A 16,195-nucleotide genomic window follows, 5' to 3' on the forward strand; every position below is an offset into this window, starting at 1 on the left:
AATAAAGTGATGATATCGAATCACTTTTAAAATCTCATAAAACTATCGAATTACTGAAGCAAAATAAACCTAGGAATTAATCTGCTATATCTTGTGCAAACCAGTCATTCATATCTTTAAAATCATGGTACAGTATAGAACAATCCCCTACATCATCATATTCTTTTTTAATTTTTGATGCGACAAACTTTCCGTTGTCATCATTGTCCAGAAAGAGCAAGATTTTATGGTATTCTTTTAATACCTTTTCCACTTTGAAAAACATTGCTGTAGAATTTAAAACCAAACAGTCGCAGGTCAAATTAAACTGACTTTCAACATTGCGAAAGCTAAGATAGTCAAAGAAGCCTTCGAAAACAGCCACCTCATTATTCATATTATTTGAATTGTTGATCCAAGTAACATCTTTAGAACCCAAGCAGAGTTTGGTATACTTATTCCTTATTTCAAAACCACCGGAATCGTTTTTAAATCCGATCCCGAAATATTTCCTTCCATTAAGTTCATAATGCACCTCCCTAATCCATTTTTTTTGCTCAGAAACTTTTCTTGAATCCAGGTACTGAATCAATGCGGGGTGCCTGACATCATTGACTTTTAATATTCTGTAAGAAGTTTCAGGTTGTATTTGTTCAGCAAAAGTCTGAATACTAACCCGAAAATTAAACGATGAAAGGTATTTCAATGCTTCCGCAACGGAGCATTTCTTAATTTGCTGCACAACAGAAATTACATCGTAACTCTTCCCCGTTCCGAAATCAAAAGCGATATTCTCAATAAAATCCACGCAAAGACTGGGAACCTTTTCTTCCCTGTCCAGCGCAAAGTAGAAAGCGGTTCTGCAGTTTTCTCTTACAGGAAAAAGACTGAATGATTCCAACACCGACCGGATGCTGAAATGTTGTTTGATTTTTTTGCAATTCATTTTTTTTTTCTTTTTTAAAGCACATTTCTCTTACCAATTTCTTTTAAACAAAAAATAACTTTTTAATCTTTTCACTCTACTTTTAGGAATTTTGTATACTGCAATCTTAGAAACCGTTTGGATGATTTTCGGAATGAGTCCAAGTCCGATACAGAGATCAGTTCATTTCCGAAATGACAATAAGTGCAAATCCGAAAAAGCAGCTTTTTTGAAATGAGTGCAAATCCGTTTGCAATTACAATCAATTTTTCAGATGAGTACGTTATCTACAATATTGAGGTGTAATAACAATCGGCAAGCTTATCAGACTTTCAGGAATGACTCCAATTCCGAGATCATATCCATAAATACATATCCCTTTAACATCTCATTAACTTCAGCGAGCGCCATTCCGAATTTCAAATCAGTACAATTCCGAAATACGGATGAGTACCAATCCGAATTCACAGGATCACCGGATAGCCATTCGGAAGCAGTTTTCCAATCTTGCTTTCACGGTAGAGTTTAATCATATTCTCCTGGATTTCTATCAAAAATCCCCTGCCTCGGAATTCGGTAGAACTTTTTCCTTTTAATCTGGACGTTCGGATCAATTCCCTGAATGCCTTTTCAATCAGCTCGCGTGTCTGTAGAATATTTCTATACTGGTAGGAAAACTGGAGCATTTCATCCTCCCGTAAGCCATATCTTTTCCTGAAATACCTTAGCCGTCTCGTAATGTCAATTGGCGACTTATCGGGTTCCATCCTTTTTTCAGGAACAGCATCCGTTGCATATGGTATGATCGAGATCATATCCCCTTTATACTTAAAGTGAAATGATAAACTATTATACCGGTCAAGGTTCGATCTGGCGGGCTTCAGAAATTTAAAGCACAGGTCGTTAGCCGTTTTGTAGTTGAGTCCGAACTTTCTGTTCAATGTGGAGAGCTTCAGAGCTGTCCCGGTCGGTGGAATTTTTGACAGCCAGATGGCAAAGATGATGTGCTTGTTATTCCTGATGTTGTACACCAGATTATACAGCACATAATTATATTCTGGAATGACCATCAGCTTTTTTAGCCAGTAGCTGCTGATCAAAAAACTGGTATAGCCGCGGTGCTCATAGCTTGGTGTTGAGATAAGACCACCAAATGTTCGAATCTCCTTTCCCCGGGAATTGACCGATCGGTACCAGCCCATCCTGAACCTGGCCAGAAATTCGTAGGCATCGATAACCTGCCTAGTGGAACCGCTGGGTGAGATTTTATGGTTTTTGATTTTCATAACGGCAAAAACGTTATTATCGGTCTCAAATTCTTCGTCGAACAAGGACAGCTGCTGCGGACGGTCTTCAGGCCGGAACTGCTCACTGCTGATGGTCGCAATGATATTGAATATGACACGCAATGCATTGATCGGAATATCAGCTGCTTCCTGATCCTCGAATATAAAATCATCTACAAAACCATTGCCCAGCCTGATTCTTTCCGGCTCCTTCCCTGTCCTCGCTATAAATTCTTTTCTAACAAGTCTTCGGTCCTTCTGAGGGAATGTCATATACTTCTTATATTTTAATCATTCTGACAACACTTACAATCCAGGGTTTTCTTTCGGATGCCGGATATCGGGTATCTTGTCAATCGACAGCTGAGAATCTTTCACTCCCGTTTTAAGAAACGGCAATACATTTTTGAGCGATGTATGCCAATTGGTAATGACCCTTCCCGAGTCGCTTTTCCAGTCATTGACCAACCAGCCTGAGTACTTAGCGATGATTAACTCATCGAGTTCCGGGCTGTAGGCATCCAGTGACCGGGCGTACTCTAAAAATTTCTGGAGATCCGGTACCATTCGTTTTTCCCTGAATGGCTCAAGGGATCCGGGCGCTGCGTCCTGGTTATTATTGGTATCACCAGCCTCTGACTTATTTTGCACTTCATTTTGAAAACGAATTTCGTCCTCGTTATTAAAAACAATAGGATGTCTGAAATCATTTGTTGTCTCATCACACTTAACTTCTTCGATTGGGTAATTAAGAATCAGCCTGTAGCTTGCGGGCAAACCATTAAAGGTCTCATAATGGACCACTCCCAAATTCCTAAGCTTTTTCCTGGCTGTTTTTATGGTTGCCCTGCTAAGGCCCAACCTTTTCCCTACTTCAACATCAGATATCCTGAACTGATAAGAATCGTTTTCTTTTGCGATATTAAGCAGATACAGATATAGGGAAATAGCAGCGGTTCCGGGTTTAACCCTTTCACTGAATATCCAGAACCGATTAATGAGCTCAACATAATACATCCTTTATTTCTTTCCGAACAGCTGCAAGGCTTTCTCCTTATCGATAATGATAATATTGCCGTTCTGAATGATGGCCTTATCCAGTATGCCTGAAGACTTTACCTCCGAGGCTTTCGAAACAGAGCATCCGAGAATCTTTGCAAGGCCTTTAAGCCCGTACTCATACTTCTTCTCTGTATTAAGATTTTTGGACACTTCAAGAAATTCAGCAACGGTCAGCTGCCAGATCGGGGTCTTAGGATCAATACTTTTCTTTTCCATAATTGTGAGATTAACTGTTGTGTATTAATAAAATTGCAGGACAAAGTTTCAAAATCTGATAACGTATCTTTCGGTAGTTTTTCGGTACTACCGAAAGATTATAGTGTTTATCCTGCAAACAAATGCTTTATCAGTTACGCTCTTAAAAACAGAAACACAAAACGTAATCAATTCAGACAAAATCACATCACAAAAGCTAAGAAAAGAGCCATTCAGAACAAAAAAATCCAACAAAACAGGTCAAAAACAATGAATTACGCGTCCAGATCATCAAGATATTGATTAAAGTTCTGTTGCAGCAATGAAAGAAACTTACTTCGGTCGGTTTTGCGCAACCGCAATTCGGCCAGCGTCTTGTGATAGTTCCCCAGATTGATATTCATCGAGCTTTCTGCCCATCTGAAAATCTCCGCCAGGTCAGCATGTCCTCCGTTGAAACATTTTGTGAGATGAAGGGCATACAGCATTTCAGTCAATGCCACTTTGGGTGCTGTCCATTCAATACTTTTAATTGCATCAGAAGAATGTCCATGGTATTCGCCTGAATTTATCTTAGCTGCAAGGAATTGTTCCAGCAGATCATTGGCAAGGATCTGGGATACCAGATGGTCATGGGATGTTGAAAATTCCTCATCGTAGCTGTAGAGCTCAGGGCTGAGCTTCAGCTTGAAATCAAACTTAAACCGTACAAAGTATTTTTTATCAAGATAGGTGGACTTCCGGCGATAGTACGTCATAAAATCCTTATGCTCATTATAAAAGTGCAGCAGATTGGCTCTTTCACTCCGATAATATGATTTCAGCACCTCGGGGTCCGAATAAGGCCTCGAAGATTCTATCGACAAAACCTTCGCATAATAAATATAAAGTGAGATAAACTTAGGTTTGATGGTTTTGAAGAAGTAGATCTCTTCACTCCAGTCTGCGAACTGATAACTGCGCAGCAATTCCTTCAGTTGCCTTATTGCCGAATCGGTTTCCATCAATATTTCTTCGGCACAGCTTACAATGCCGTTATTGCTCCTGTTGATCTGATCGACACTGTTATTCAGATCTATCCAAAGTTGGTCGATCTTTTTTCGAAAATTCTTTCCGTTCATACGTTTACCTTTAATGTTCACGTAAAAATCGGCTTAAAAAGAGATAAAATCAACTATCCCTGAGCTCCTGCTGTCTTTTTCTGATAAAATCGATCGGCCTCATTCCATTGATTTCCAGGAAATGTGATGAAAATTTTTGCCGGTTGGTCATCCCGCACTCTACCGCCAGGGCATCAATACTATAGTTCAGATATTTGCTGTCCTCCAAAAGAAGCTTCGTGATATACCGAATCCGTAATTCTTTAATATAGCTGGGGAACGAAATCCCCATATGAACATTGAGCACATAAGACAGATGCGTCCGGTTGCTTCCGAGCATTTTTGCTACCGTGGGGATGGTAAGATTCTGGTTGAGAAACAGTTTTTGATCCTCAAATCCCTTCAATTTGCTTCGTATATCTTCAATGATATCGTGACTGTAAAGACTTTTCTCCTCGCTGTTCACTGTAAGACCGCCAACAGACTGCTGGTTTTCCGACTCTTTCAATTTAATAAGTAATTCACTATACTTCTGCGTAAGTCTTCTTTCCCTTTTTCGTGACCGCCAGATCATATAAGATGAAAATAACATTCCGCTCCCAACAGAGATGTAGATCAATGCCAGGTCTTTATCATGTTTTTTTTCAAGCCTGTTTTTCTCCTCGATCAAGGTATCCGTATCATATTCACGATAGAGCCTGGAAGAAAGCATTGCAAAATCAGCATTGATGATTGAATCCGCTTTCAGTAATTGTCCGGTGTAATACAGCTGTCTGTCTTTATCTCTATTGCTTTTTGCATCATTGATCAGGTATTCGTAATTGGACCTGATCTCAGGCGTGATGAAGCAGAATTTATTCACGAGAGAGTCCACTTTCTTAAAATAGTTTACGGCATCAATTCTGTCCCGCTTATACCAGTATAATTTCCCTATATAAAAGTAGACCGTTGTCAACGAAGCCTGATCACGTGCGCTGCTTAAAATATCCCTTGATGCGATTAATTGTTCCTGAGCTTCATCCGTTCTGCCCTGCCTCAGCAGTTGAATGCCTTTTCCTTTTCTGAACAGTCCCAGCTCAGGCAAAAATTCTTTCCTTTTTTGAAGCTGCTCCAGTCCTATATTGATGAGCGAATCCTCCTGTTTGTAAAGACGTAAATGCTTGTAGCACGTACTGAGCCTATAGATACTGTTAAAATAACCTCGCTCGTTATTGATTCTCAACGTTATGTTTTCGTCCTCTTTTGCTTTTTTCCCGAAGTACTTGGCAGTCTCTTTAAAATGAGCTGCAGCTTCACTGTAATATCCCAGATAGCTCTTTACCATTCCGAGATGGTAGGTGATCTTATTTTTCAGATATAAATCCTCTGAACTTTTCGAGTACCTGAATGCAATCAGATATTCTTCCAGCGCAGGCTTGTACTGCCTGCGGTTATAATAGTAGATAATACCTTTGCCCAGATAAGCCCTTGCAATATGATCAACATCACGGGACCTTAAGGCAGAGATGATGGCACTGTCTGCGTATAACAGTTTTCTCTCAGATTGTGCACTGTAGTAGATCGCCTCTTCATAACCTCTGATCAGTTTTTTAAGATCGTTCTCATCCTTTGCTTTAGTTATGTACAGGTTCACAAAGATCAAGGCCCTTTCGTCATTTTCATGATAGGCATTGAACAGTGCTGCGATTTCCTTATAGGATCGTTCCGGGAATTGATGACCATCAATAAAACACCAAAACAGATTAAAGATCAGTAGTAAAATGCTATTATGATAGTTCATAACAATGAGATATATTCAAATTTACTGAAAAATCAACAATTAAACACCTGTTTCACTTTACCAGAACTTTAAATCCTATTAACATTTGATTATCAGTCATATAGCCATAAAAACACAGGGAACAATGTACCAATCATTCCCTGTTAAAAGATCCATCGTTACCACCTTCACTTTTTTCAAGGCATCAGTACCGCTAATTTCGATGTCAGAATTCTAAACGACCCCGGCCGGGATAAACTTTTTTAAAACATCAAAAATTACAAACCACTATGAAAAAGTATATCTCAATTTTAATGCTGGCACCGGTACTTGGTATGTTATCGTGCGACAGAGCCACCGCTAATAATGAAATGTCTGAGGACAACTTGCACAGCATCCAGTACAAGAGCAATCAACACAACACCGAATCCGCAAGAAGCCCGGAAGTGCAGGTGGATTCCGCGTCGAAGAAGGATACTGGCGATGATGAACCGCAAGATGACAAGCAACATTGGAAAGTCCCGATCGATTCAGTGTGGTAGTTTAACTAAACACTGAAAATAAGCCTCGGTATGGAAGATCAGAAGATCACACTGGCAACAGGACGAAAATGCACCGTCAGCGGCGAATGGGAAACACTGGGAAGGCTCAGCACGATCATTTACGTATCAAAGGGCGACATCATGCCGGCCTACTGCGGTAAGAATGTCAAATGGATATTGATCAGAAAAGGATAAAACAGAATAAAATCAGACCAATGAAAACCTTCAAATCAAGATTTGTAGAATGTACCGGTTATTTTTTCATACTGCTATTTTGCTATGCCAGCATCAGTAAAATATTAGATTTTGAGAATTTTCAAATACAGATCGGGCAATCACCACTATTAAGTACCTATGCGGGAATTGTATCATATTTCACCATCATTATTGAAATAGCGATTGCTTTCTTACTAGCCATTCCTACAACCAGAAGGATTGGACTGTACTTCTCAATAGGACTGATGGCAGCATTTACAGCCTACATTTATATTATTTTGAACTATAGTGAATTTATACCTTGTTCATGCGGAGGTATATTGGAAAAAATGGATTGGAATACACATCTGATTTTCAACATATGCTGTATTTTATTAGCCATTATCTCCTTTTTTCTGGAAGAAACGGACAGAAATAAAAATTATAAAAGAACTATCTCGGTAGTTCTTTTTATGTTGGTATTTAGTAGTGGTATGGTGGTATTATTGTATTATACCTCTGAATACATGATAAAAAAAGAAAACAATTTTATCAGGCGTTTTCCTCATCATGGCGTGGTCGAAATAGATAGTTATGACTTGAAATTCAATTCATTTTATTTTGCCGGACATGATAATGATAAGATCTATCTTGGAAATTATACCTCACCATTTCTTCTAATTGCACTCTCAAAAGACTTGAAATCTTATGAACAGTATGTACTGAAACCTGAAAATTACAAGACATTCAAGTGGTCAAGTACGAAGATCAAAGTTGCTCCTCCGTATATATTTTTATACGATGGGAAAATTCCTATAATTTACAAAGCTTTAATAGGGCAAACAGAAATGAAGATCGTTAGTGTAAACGACGCTTATTTCAGTGATCTGGAAAATGTAGACAATGATCATATTGCTTTACGTTACAAAAGCAGTAACACCGGTTCCAATAGATTAGGATTATTAAATCTTTCAGAAGATAACCGAATAAAATTGGACGATTCATCATTGGATGGAAATGGTCTTTTTGAGACAGACGGACAATTATTGTACAGTCCGTTTAGTGAGTCATTGATCTATGTCTATTACTACAAAAACCGTTTTGATGTTTTTGATAAGACCATAAGTCAAAAAGCCATACATCATACCATTGATACAATTTCAAGGCCTAAAATCAAAGTGGTTGAAATGAAAAATGGTATAAAGAAAATGGCAGCACCACCACAGATCGTCAATGCATATGCAACTGTTCAGCAAGACATTTTATTTAATAGATCGAATTTGATCGGAAGATTTGAACTTAGAAAACACTGGAAAAACAATAGTGTTGTAGATATGTACAACATCAGTAAAAGAGAATATCTGGGAAGTTTTTATGTCGAAAACCGCGGTGACAATAAGATGACCCAAATGTTGGCGACCGATCAGTTCTTTTATACACTGATCGGAAGCGAAATTGTGAGATACCGCTATGCGCAAGTGATATCAAAACAATTGACTAGGGAAAGCCCAAAACCTATAAAAGAGTAGGCAAAAACTAAAATTACTTTATTATGAAAAAATTCATTTTACCTGTATGTATAGGATTACTAGCTACAGGTGCAGCATTGACAACTCAGAGTTTCAAAGCGCATAACAGCGCTATTGTAGACGGACATATGCTGGATGTTTCAGATCCCGCTAATCCAAAATGTGTCAATACATTTATTGAATGTTCAACCATTCCTACAGCTTTTGCCTGTCAGGATGGTAACGGCAACGTTTTGCGTGAACTTCAGGGAACAAGCTGCCCTGAGTCACTTTACAGACCATAACAAATAATAAAAAGAGCTGCCGGAAGGCAGCTCTTAATTGTATACCAGTTTCTATTTAAGGTAATGATCGAACCATTTCAAGAAATATTCTGTTGCTCTCCTTTGATTTTCAGGTCTCATCAGCGTATGCCCATCTTGTGGAAACAACATGAGTTCAACAGGTTTATTCAGACTTCTTAATCCGATAAACATAGCAATACTCTGCTCAAAATCAACGTGACGATCTTCTTTTCCCGCCCACAGCAAAAGCGGGGTATTTATCTTATCGGCACTAAAGACCGGATTATTATTATAATAGACGTTTTTATGATCATAAAAATTACCGGAAAATCTAAAACTTTGATCTGTATATCTCCAGATGTTCGGTCTAAAGTTGGTCTTACTCACCGAAAAATAAGAAGCTGTAATATCTGATAAGGAAGCACCGCTTACTGCCGCTTTAAACAGATCAGAATGCGCAATGATGTAGTTGGTCTCAAAACCCCCAAAGGACTCCCCTATAATTCCTAATCTGTTAAGATCTACACCATACGATTCAGATACTGTCTCGATTGCCTCTTTGACCGATCTAAGAGCGGATTCACCAGGTTCATCAATAACATATTTTATTCTGGGCAAAATAATGATATAACCTTCTGCTGCAGTCAAAGAACGGTTAAATCCGGGCTGGTTGAACAGGCTGGGAAAATAAAACGTCTTGTAGGACGCGGCTTCGTTTTCGTAGACACATACTATCGCAGGATACTTTTTCTTCGTATCGTAGTCAGGAGGTAAAATCACGCTTACATATGTCTTATCTCCATCACGGTCATTAAAATCATGTAATGCTGCTTTTGGAAATCTTTCTTTCTGAAACATGAGCTTATTGGACTCATAAACAACTTTCAAAGTCTTTTCTATAACACTGTAGTTTTCCAAGATGTAAGGCGTGTTAGCATTTTCTTTAGTAAAACTGATATGATGTTTAGAACAAACGAATTGATCAAGCTTATAGAAATCCAAGCCCGAAATAATTTCAAGTTTCTTACCGTCATACACAGACAGTCCCTCTCGAATATCATCTGCATGACTTACCTTGATTAAAATATAATTTTCTTTGATCTTCCGATATCTCGTCCATCCGAGAGGCGCACTTGTCACTACCGATCTATTTAATATCTTGAATGATATGTCCGGATCAGAAGATCGGGTTAGATTTTTATAAATTTTAGAATTCAGATCATATTCCCACAAATTATGGACTGACGTCAGATAGATCTTCCTCATATCATTTGAAAAAAACAGATCTCCGGCAGGATTGATGTTATTTTCATTTTGTCTGTTAGATCGATAAAATTTTTCTTTGATCCTATTCGTCAGATTTTCTTTTTTCTTAGAATACAGATTATACATCCACCAATCCCGATTCTCAAAATAGATCAATGACCCATCCGCCACCGGATAAAACTGTTTAGCTTTCTGAACTTCAAATTCAACTTGATTATCATTAATGTTTCTGATTCTAATGGAAGGAATTAAAAATTCAGTTTCCGAATCACCGTTGGCAAAATCCAGCACCTCTAAAATATACCGGTCATTAAAGATCAGATAACGATTACTTACCTTTGCATCACTTTCATTAGATATCTGTGCCCCGGTTGACAGATCAAGCAATAATGCTTCAAAATCACTATTTGCTCTCGCATCGAAATTGGGTTTTAAAGCAAGGTCATTACCAAACCAGTTTTCGATACTGTCTTTATAGGAAATGGGTTTGTTTTTCCTTGATGCAACAAGCATGCAATGGTCACCAAATCCGAAGCCGGTAAAATCATTAAACTTGTTGTCAATATATCGATCTAATATTTTCTCCCCATTCCAATTGTAGTACAAGACCTTCAGTCTTCCATCATCTTTGATCATGAACTTTGATAATTGACGTGAAGCATCAGGCGTGTGATTGATGAGCTCTTGCGATCTTATACCGTCAAATCTCGTTATGATCTTACCTGTTCTATAACTAACCATAAAAGAAAAATCACTGCCCAGAATCAATGACATATCACGATCAAGCGTCTGAATTTTTGACACCCTTTCTGCAATATTAAATAACCTCAGAGACTTTCCTATACCGAAAAGCCGGTTAGAATGTGTTATGATAAAACCATATTGAAGATCATCTTTAAAACTAAAATCAGACACATCCCTGATCACTTTTTTTTCTTTGGTCCTTAAGTCGATCATCAACAGGCTATTATCTGACCGAAGAACGACAAAGAAATGATCATTGAGAAAACTTTTAGCTACATTTTCAAAGCAGATCGTATCTTTGGTTATTGCATTCAACAGAACCGTTGATTTTTCTGAGTTGTCAAAGATCTTTGTAAAGGTATTCCAATGACCATTATTGCTGATCTCTGAATTCACTATTCTATACCACCCAGCGAATTTTTGATCGTCCATTACCTTTTGCCCGTAAATCTTTCCGGACCAAAAGCATAATAAAGTGAATAAAAATCCGTAAAGTCTAATACCCATTATTCTGTGGTTTAAGGGAGGGGTTTGCGATCAGTTCATTTTCAGGTAATGGTAGTAAGGACATGTAATCTTTCCAAGAGGATTTAACTGTTGCCATATAGGTATTAAGCAATCCTTTTCTTTTAAGATCAAAGAATCGATGTCCGAACTCAGTGAACAGTTCATGCCGGCGTTCATCCATCACGGCCGTTCTTACCTGCTGCTGACTTAAACCGCCAAGACCTGCAAGCCCCGCTCTTTGTCTTAACTGATTTAACCGGTTTATGGCAGTTTGAGTATTTCCCAGTTCATTTTCAGCTTCAGCAGATATGAGATACGCCTCCTCCACTCGTAACACAATTGAAAACTCTAGGGATGATGAGGTTTTATTATTCTGGGTATATTTATACGGATAGGCATAACTCATTGCTGCATTGGACAGCGTTTTCGTCCATTTTTGCTTCCTCTGATCACCAGGTTCAAATGAATCCAGTAAATTTTGAGATAAAACGACATTTTGCGGGGGCAAGGTCACAAAAATATAATACTGTCCTTCCAAGGTATTGACCCCCGCTTCCAATGGCATAAATTGCCAGATCGCACTTTTACTGTCTTTTAAAAACGTCTTTGAAATATCCTGCTCCATGGTATACAATGGATTTTGGATAACCAGATCCGCCATTAAGCTAGCTTTTGCCCATTCCTGTTTGTATAGGTAGAGTCTTGCTAATGCCAACCTGACTCCTGACCTGTTAATTCTCGTACGGTTGGCAGTAGGATATTGGTCTGTCAGGTACTGATCCGCTTTCTGATAATCTTCTTCAATATGAACATACACATTATCCACACTCTGCCTTGAGACAGATTGATTTTGAAGATAATCGGTAGTCGTGATGTACGGAACATCACCATAGAGATTGACCAGGTAAAAATGTAAGAACCCGCGTATAAAATAAGCTTCACCCAAAATCTGGTCAATGGTCTGCTGATCAAGATAGGCTGTACTTTTCCCAACTCCTTCAATGATATTATTAACGGCATAGATCTGCTTGTAGGCATTGACCCAGATCGTATTGACAACTGTGGTATTCTGCTGGACACTAAGATCAAAAAAGCTTTTAAAATCCAGAGACTGATTACTTACAGAATTGAGTTCATCCGTATAACAGCCCATTAATGTCCCTACCCCGTACAGAGAACCATTTAAAAGCGTATTGGCTCTCAGATTGGTATAAACATCCGATAAAGCTGCGTATGCAAGACCTTTATCTTTAAAAACCATAGACTGGGATATCTGATTGTTGGGATCATCCACTTCAAGAAACTTCTCACAACTGATCAGATAAAAACTACAAAATAAGATGATGGACGTTAAAAAAAACTTTTTACTGTGATATGAATGTTTCATTGTTTAAAATTTAATATTAGCTGAAAAGGCGAAAGTCTTAGCCAAGGGCAGAAATAACCCTTGTACTTCGGGATCTATGCCCTTGTATTTTGTGAAAGTCACGAGATTCTGTGCATGCACCTGCAGGGTCAAATCATTGATCCAGGTTCCCGACAGAGGAACTTTGTAGCCAATCTGTAGATTATTCAGTCTTATAAATGACGCATCTACAATAACCGCATCACTGGCCTGATACTGCGCAAAAGCCCTGGATGCATTGGTATTCGCTCCGGTACTTGGTCTTTGAAAACGTGCATCAGGGTTTTCAGGAGTCCAATAGTCCAGCATATAGGTTGGAACGTTGGACATAGAGCCCAATAAGGGCAGACTGTAGTCCAGGTTAAACTGTCTCTGTTTAACGAATTGAAACAGAAAATCCAATGACCAGTTTTTATATGAGACCTGGCTTCCTATTCCCCCGAAATATTTAATACCAATATCCACCACTTTCGTTCTATCATTGGAATCTATCTTACCGTCCCCATTTAGATCGGAAAACTCAAATAATCCTGTAGTCGGATTTACCCCTTTGAGCTCATAAACCTTTTTGATATTTAATGATTTCCCCACTTCATAGGTAGAAGAGTATGATGATGACTGCAAATTATCATATTCGAGAAGCTTGCTCTTTGGAAGTGTCCAGTTTCCGGTCATTCTCCATTTCACATGTTGTCCCCTGACAATTGAAATACTCAGATCCGTCTCAGTTCCTGAGTTCTGAACTTTAGCAGAAAAATTACTCTGTATCGTTGCAAAACCCGTAGTGGCAGGTAAGGGAATCCCTACCAACTGATTGGACGATCTGTTTCTGAACCAACCTACAGAGAGGTTGATCCGATCTTTCAGAAATCCAAGTTCCAAGGCATATTCAAGCTTCGTCGTCTTCTCCCAACTGAAATCAGGATTAAATAATCGTGAAGGATAGATCCCTATCGTTCCGTCATAAGCTTGCGATGTGGTTGTATACGTATTCAAATACTGATAATCCCCGATCAGGTCACTTCCGGAAGTTCCCAAACTTGCCCTCAGCTTTCCAAAGCTCAGCCATTTTAAGTTTTGCTTAAATAAGCGTTCTTCAGAAAATAACCAGGCTGCACCAACAGCACCAAAGTTGGCAAATCTTTTATCCGGACCAAACCTGCTTGAACCATCTCTTCTGCCAGTAAGATTAAAAATATATTTCCCTGAATAATTGTAATTAAAACGTCCAAAGAAGGCAGTGTAACGGTAGTCGATATTGGTATCTTCAACGATCTTCTGAACCTTGGCATTGGACAAATTATCGATAAACTCATTTGAAGTAAAATCAGACGCTTGCAATCTTACAATATCATTTTTTCTATCCTCAAATGTAGAACCCAGGAATGCGCTGAAAGAATGGTTATTCCATTTCGTATTCCAGTGAAGCTGAGGTTCTATGATCCAACTTGTCTTGGAAACCAATCCTTCGTAACGCGCAGAAATACTGCTTGTATAGCCTAAACTTGGATTATAAGCCGAAGACGGATTGATCCTTGACTCATTTTGCTGCGTTTGCGTATATCCTGCATTCAATTTTAAAGCCCAATGATCTGAGATCTCATACGATGCATTAACGTTGGTTACCAATGATCTGATAGCGTTCAGATACTTATTTTCAAGTTTTGCCAGAGGATTGGTAAACGTATTTCCTTCCCAGTTCAGACTGCCATCAGGCTGATATAGCATGGGGGCATCAGGAGCCAGCAAGATCTGCCGGGTAAGGTCTGCATCTGTCTGATCGTTGTTTTCCTTCGTATAAAAGATGGTCGGACTTATTTTAAACTTCTTGTCGGGACTGGTAATTACCGTGCTAAAATTAAATCCCGAACGTTTGTATTTTAAACCGTGACCAAAAGCACTACCCTGCTCCAAATTGGACAACCCCAGATAGTACTGGACATTTTCCGACCCTCCCGAATAAGCGAGCTGTTGCTGCTGGCTCATAAAAGTCTTGCCAATGAATTCCCTGTACCAGTCCGTATTTCTGCTATGGTCCCATTTCCCGTTGATATCGTATGCTGTTACAGGATAGGTTGTTATTCCATCATTGGCATAGGCATCTCTTCTCAATTGAAGATACTGCTCAGTATTGGCCATTCCTACCAACTTATTAGTTCTTGATACAGAAGTAATGGCACTGAACTCCACTAGAGATTTTCCCTTTTTCCCCTTTTTAGTGGTTACGATCACAACGCCATTTGCCCCTCTGGAACCGTAAATTGCCGTTGCATCCGCATCCTTAAGAACTTCCATACTTTCAATATCATTGGGATTAATAGAATTAAGAGGACTGGATTCTCCCTTGGAAAGAATATTGTTCGATAAAGTACTTAAAGAGTTGGATTGCGCATTGAGGGGTACGCCGTCAACAATGATCAAAGGATAATTACCATCGAACCTCAGGCTGTTTTTACCTCTGATCTGAATATCAAACCCACCACCGGCAGTACCGGAATTCTGAGTGATCGCAACGCCTGACATCCTACCCTGCGCAGAAGCCAGTACATTCGTCACAGGCTGGTTCTCGATCTCTTTTGCGGAAACCCGGGCAATACTCCCCGTACGTTCTTTATCCCGCACTTTATAATATCCCGCATTGACAACCACTTCCTCAATGCTCTGTTCCTTTCGATCCAGCTTGAGATTGACAATTGTCCTTCCGTCAAAGGCGATTTTCTTTTCCTCATATTCAGGGTGCCGAAAGATGATTGAAGGATTTTCTCCTGTTATTTCTAATTGATATATGCCTTTAGAATTGGTCAAGGTAACCTGGTCACTGCCTTCCTGAGAGACCACAACTCCCGAAAGCGGTGATTGATTCCCTCCGACAGTAACAGTTCCCGTCACTGTTTTGGTCTGCGCTTTAATGTTGCCGCATATTGCCGTAAACATAAACACAAGACCGATGCTTCCTATGTTAGAATAGGATTTTTTCATAGTTTTGTATGGGTTTTAATTTTATTAAAATCCTCGAATAAACTCTAGCTCTTTCCCGGGTCTGCAAACTTATGGGAGGAGCTTTTTTCATGCTGAGGATGATTCTATCTCATTTCTTCTTATTTATTACTACTGGATTCAGGTATTTGAAAACAAAACTTTCGCAGTGCCCTTTGGTAAAGGATTTCGCCTAAGATAACCGCAAGGCACCTGAAAGCCATTTAATATGAATGAAATTGTGTCCCGTGAAAGCTATAAAGCCGCAATAGGTTGTACACCCTATTGTATCCAACAGATACTCTATGTTGTAAGCGTCTTAGAATTTAACAAAACAATGTAGAATGCAGAACTGCATTAAAAAGAAAACGGCATGGGACTCTACATTATCCGCCCTGAGGTACTGGTATACCCTACATACAGATAAGAGAGCCCACGCCT

Annotated in this window: 13 protein-coding genes; 4 read left to right on the top strand and 9 right to left on the bottom strand. The window is 39.1% G+C overall.

What is annotated here, in order from left to right; genetic code table 11:
- Window positions 1-76: 76 nt before the first annotated feature.
- From BUA97_RS15840 to BUA97_RS15865, 6 genes are all read right to left on the bottom strand, one after another.
- Window positions 77-925, bottom strand: coding sequence for a toprim domain-containing protein (locus BUA97_RS15840; protein WP_073000161.1), 849 nt, complete (start codon window positions 923-925; stop codon window positions 77-79).
- A gap of 443 nt (window positions 926-1,368) precedes the next feature.
- Window positions 1,369-2,463, bottom strand: a complete 1,095-nt coding sequence (locus BUA97_RS15845) for a hypothetical protein (protein ID WP_073000164.1) — start codon at window positions 2,461-2,463, stop codon at window positions 1,369-1,371.
- Window positions 2,464-2,496: 33 nt separating this feature from the next.
- Window positions 2,497-3,207, bottom strand: a complete 711-nt coding sequence (locus BUA97_RS15850; RefSeq protein WP_073000166.1) for a winged helix-turn-helix domain-containing protein — start codon at window positions 3,205-3,207, stop codon at window positions 2,497-2,499.
- A gap of 3 nt (window positions 3,208-3,210) precedes the next feature.
- Entirely contained in the window at window positions 3,211-3,468 is a 258-nt protein-coding gene (locus tag BUA97_RS15855) for a DUF3853 family protein (protein ID WP_073000169.1), read from the bottom strand.
- Between the two features lie 254 nt (window positions 3,469-3,722).
- Complete coding sequence (locus BUA97_RS15860) at window positions 3,723-4,568, bottom strand: RteC domain-containing protein (protein ID WP_073000172.1); 846 nt, start codon at window positions 4,566-4,568, stop codon at window positions 3,723-3,725.
- A 49-nt stretch (window positions 4,569-4,617) separates the two neighbouring features.
- Window positions 4,618-6,327 carry a helix-turn-helix domain-containing protein gene (locus BUA97_RS15865; RefSeq protein WP_073000173.1) on the bottom strand — a complete coding sequence of 570 codons (1,710 nt, stop codon included), beginning with the start codon at window positions 6,325-6,327 and terminating at the stop codon, window positions 4,618-4,620.
- A 269-nt stretch (window positions 6,328-6,596) separates the two neighbouring features.
- Between BUA97_RS15865 and BUA97_RS15870 the strand changes: the two genes are divergently transcribed.
- From BUA97_RS15870 to BUA97_RS15880, 4 genes are read left to right on the top strand one after another with little or no spacing between them, the layout of a single operon-like run.
- The gene (locus tag BUA97_RS15870) at window positions 6,597-6,848 is read left to right on the top strand and encodes a hypothetical protein (protein ID WP_073000176.1); all 252 of its coding nucleotides are present in this window, start codon (window positions 6,597-6,599) and stop codon (window positions 6,846-6,848) included.
- Between the two features lie 30 nt (window positions 6,849-6,878).
- Complete coding sequence (locus BUA97_RS17190) at window positions 6,879-7,043, top strand: hypothetical protein (protein WP_175546216.1); 165 nt, start codon at window positions 6,879-6,881, stop codon at window positions 7,041-7,043.
- Window positions 7,044-7,063: 20 nt separating this feature from the next.
- Entirely contained in the window at window positions 7,064-8,572 is a 1,509-nt protein-coding gene (locus BUA97_RS15875; RefSeq protein WP_073000367.1) for a MauE/DoxX family redox-associated membrane protein, read from the top strand.
- Window positions 8,573-8,595: 23 nt separating this feature from the next.
- A complete protein-coding gene (locus BUA97_RS15880) occupies window positions 8,596-8,856 on the top strand; it encodes a hypothetical protein (RefSeq protein WP_073000178.1) in 261 nt (86 codons plus the stop codon).
- A 51-nt stretch (window positions 8,857-8,907) separates the two neighbouring features.
- Here BUA97_RS15880 and BUA97_RS15885 read toward each other — a convergent pair whose 3' ends face one another.
- Genes BUA97_RS15885 through BUA97_RS15895 form a run of 3 tightly spaced genes read right to left on the bottom strand, consistent with a single transcriptional unit; the run spans window position 8,908 to window position 15,757 of the window.
- The gene (locus BUA97_RS15885; RefSeq protein WP_084081372.1) at window positions 8,908-11,373 is read right to left on the bottom strand and encodes an alpha/beta hydrolase family protein; all 2,466 of its coding nucleotides are present in this window, start codon (window positions 11,371-11,373) and stop codon (window positions 8,908-8,910) included.
- Entirely contained in the window at window positions 11,363-12,760 is a 1,398-nt protein-coding gene (locus BUA97_RS15890; RefSeq protein ID WP_073000181.1) for a RagB/SusD family nutrient uptake outer membrane protein, read from the bottom strand. Before BUA97_RS15890 ends, BUA97_RS15885 begins: the two co-directional genes overlap by 11 nt.
- A 3-nt stretch (window positions 12,761-12,763) precedes the next feature.
- Entirely contained in the window at window positions 12,764-15,757 is a 2,994-nt protein-coding gene (locus BUA97_RS15895; protein WP_073000184.1) for a SusC/RagA family TonB-linked outer membrane protein, read from the bottom strand.
- Window positions 15,758-16,195: the final 438 nt, after the last annotated feature.

The sequence above is a fragment of the Epilithonimonas mollis genome (assembly GCF_900142325.1).
GTDB classification, from domain to species: domain Bacteria; phylum Bacteroidota; class Bacteroidia; order Flavobacteriales; family Weeksellaceae; genus Epilithonimonas; species Epilithonimonas mollis.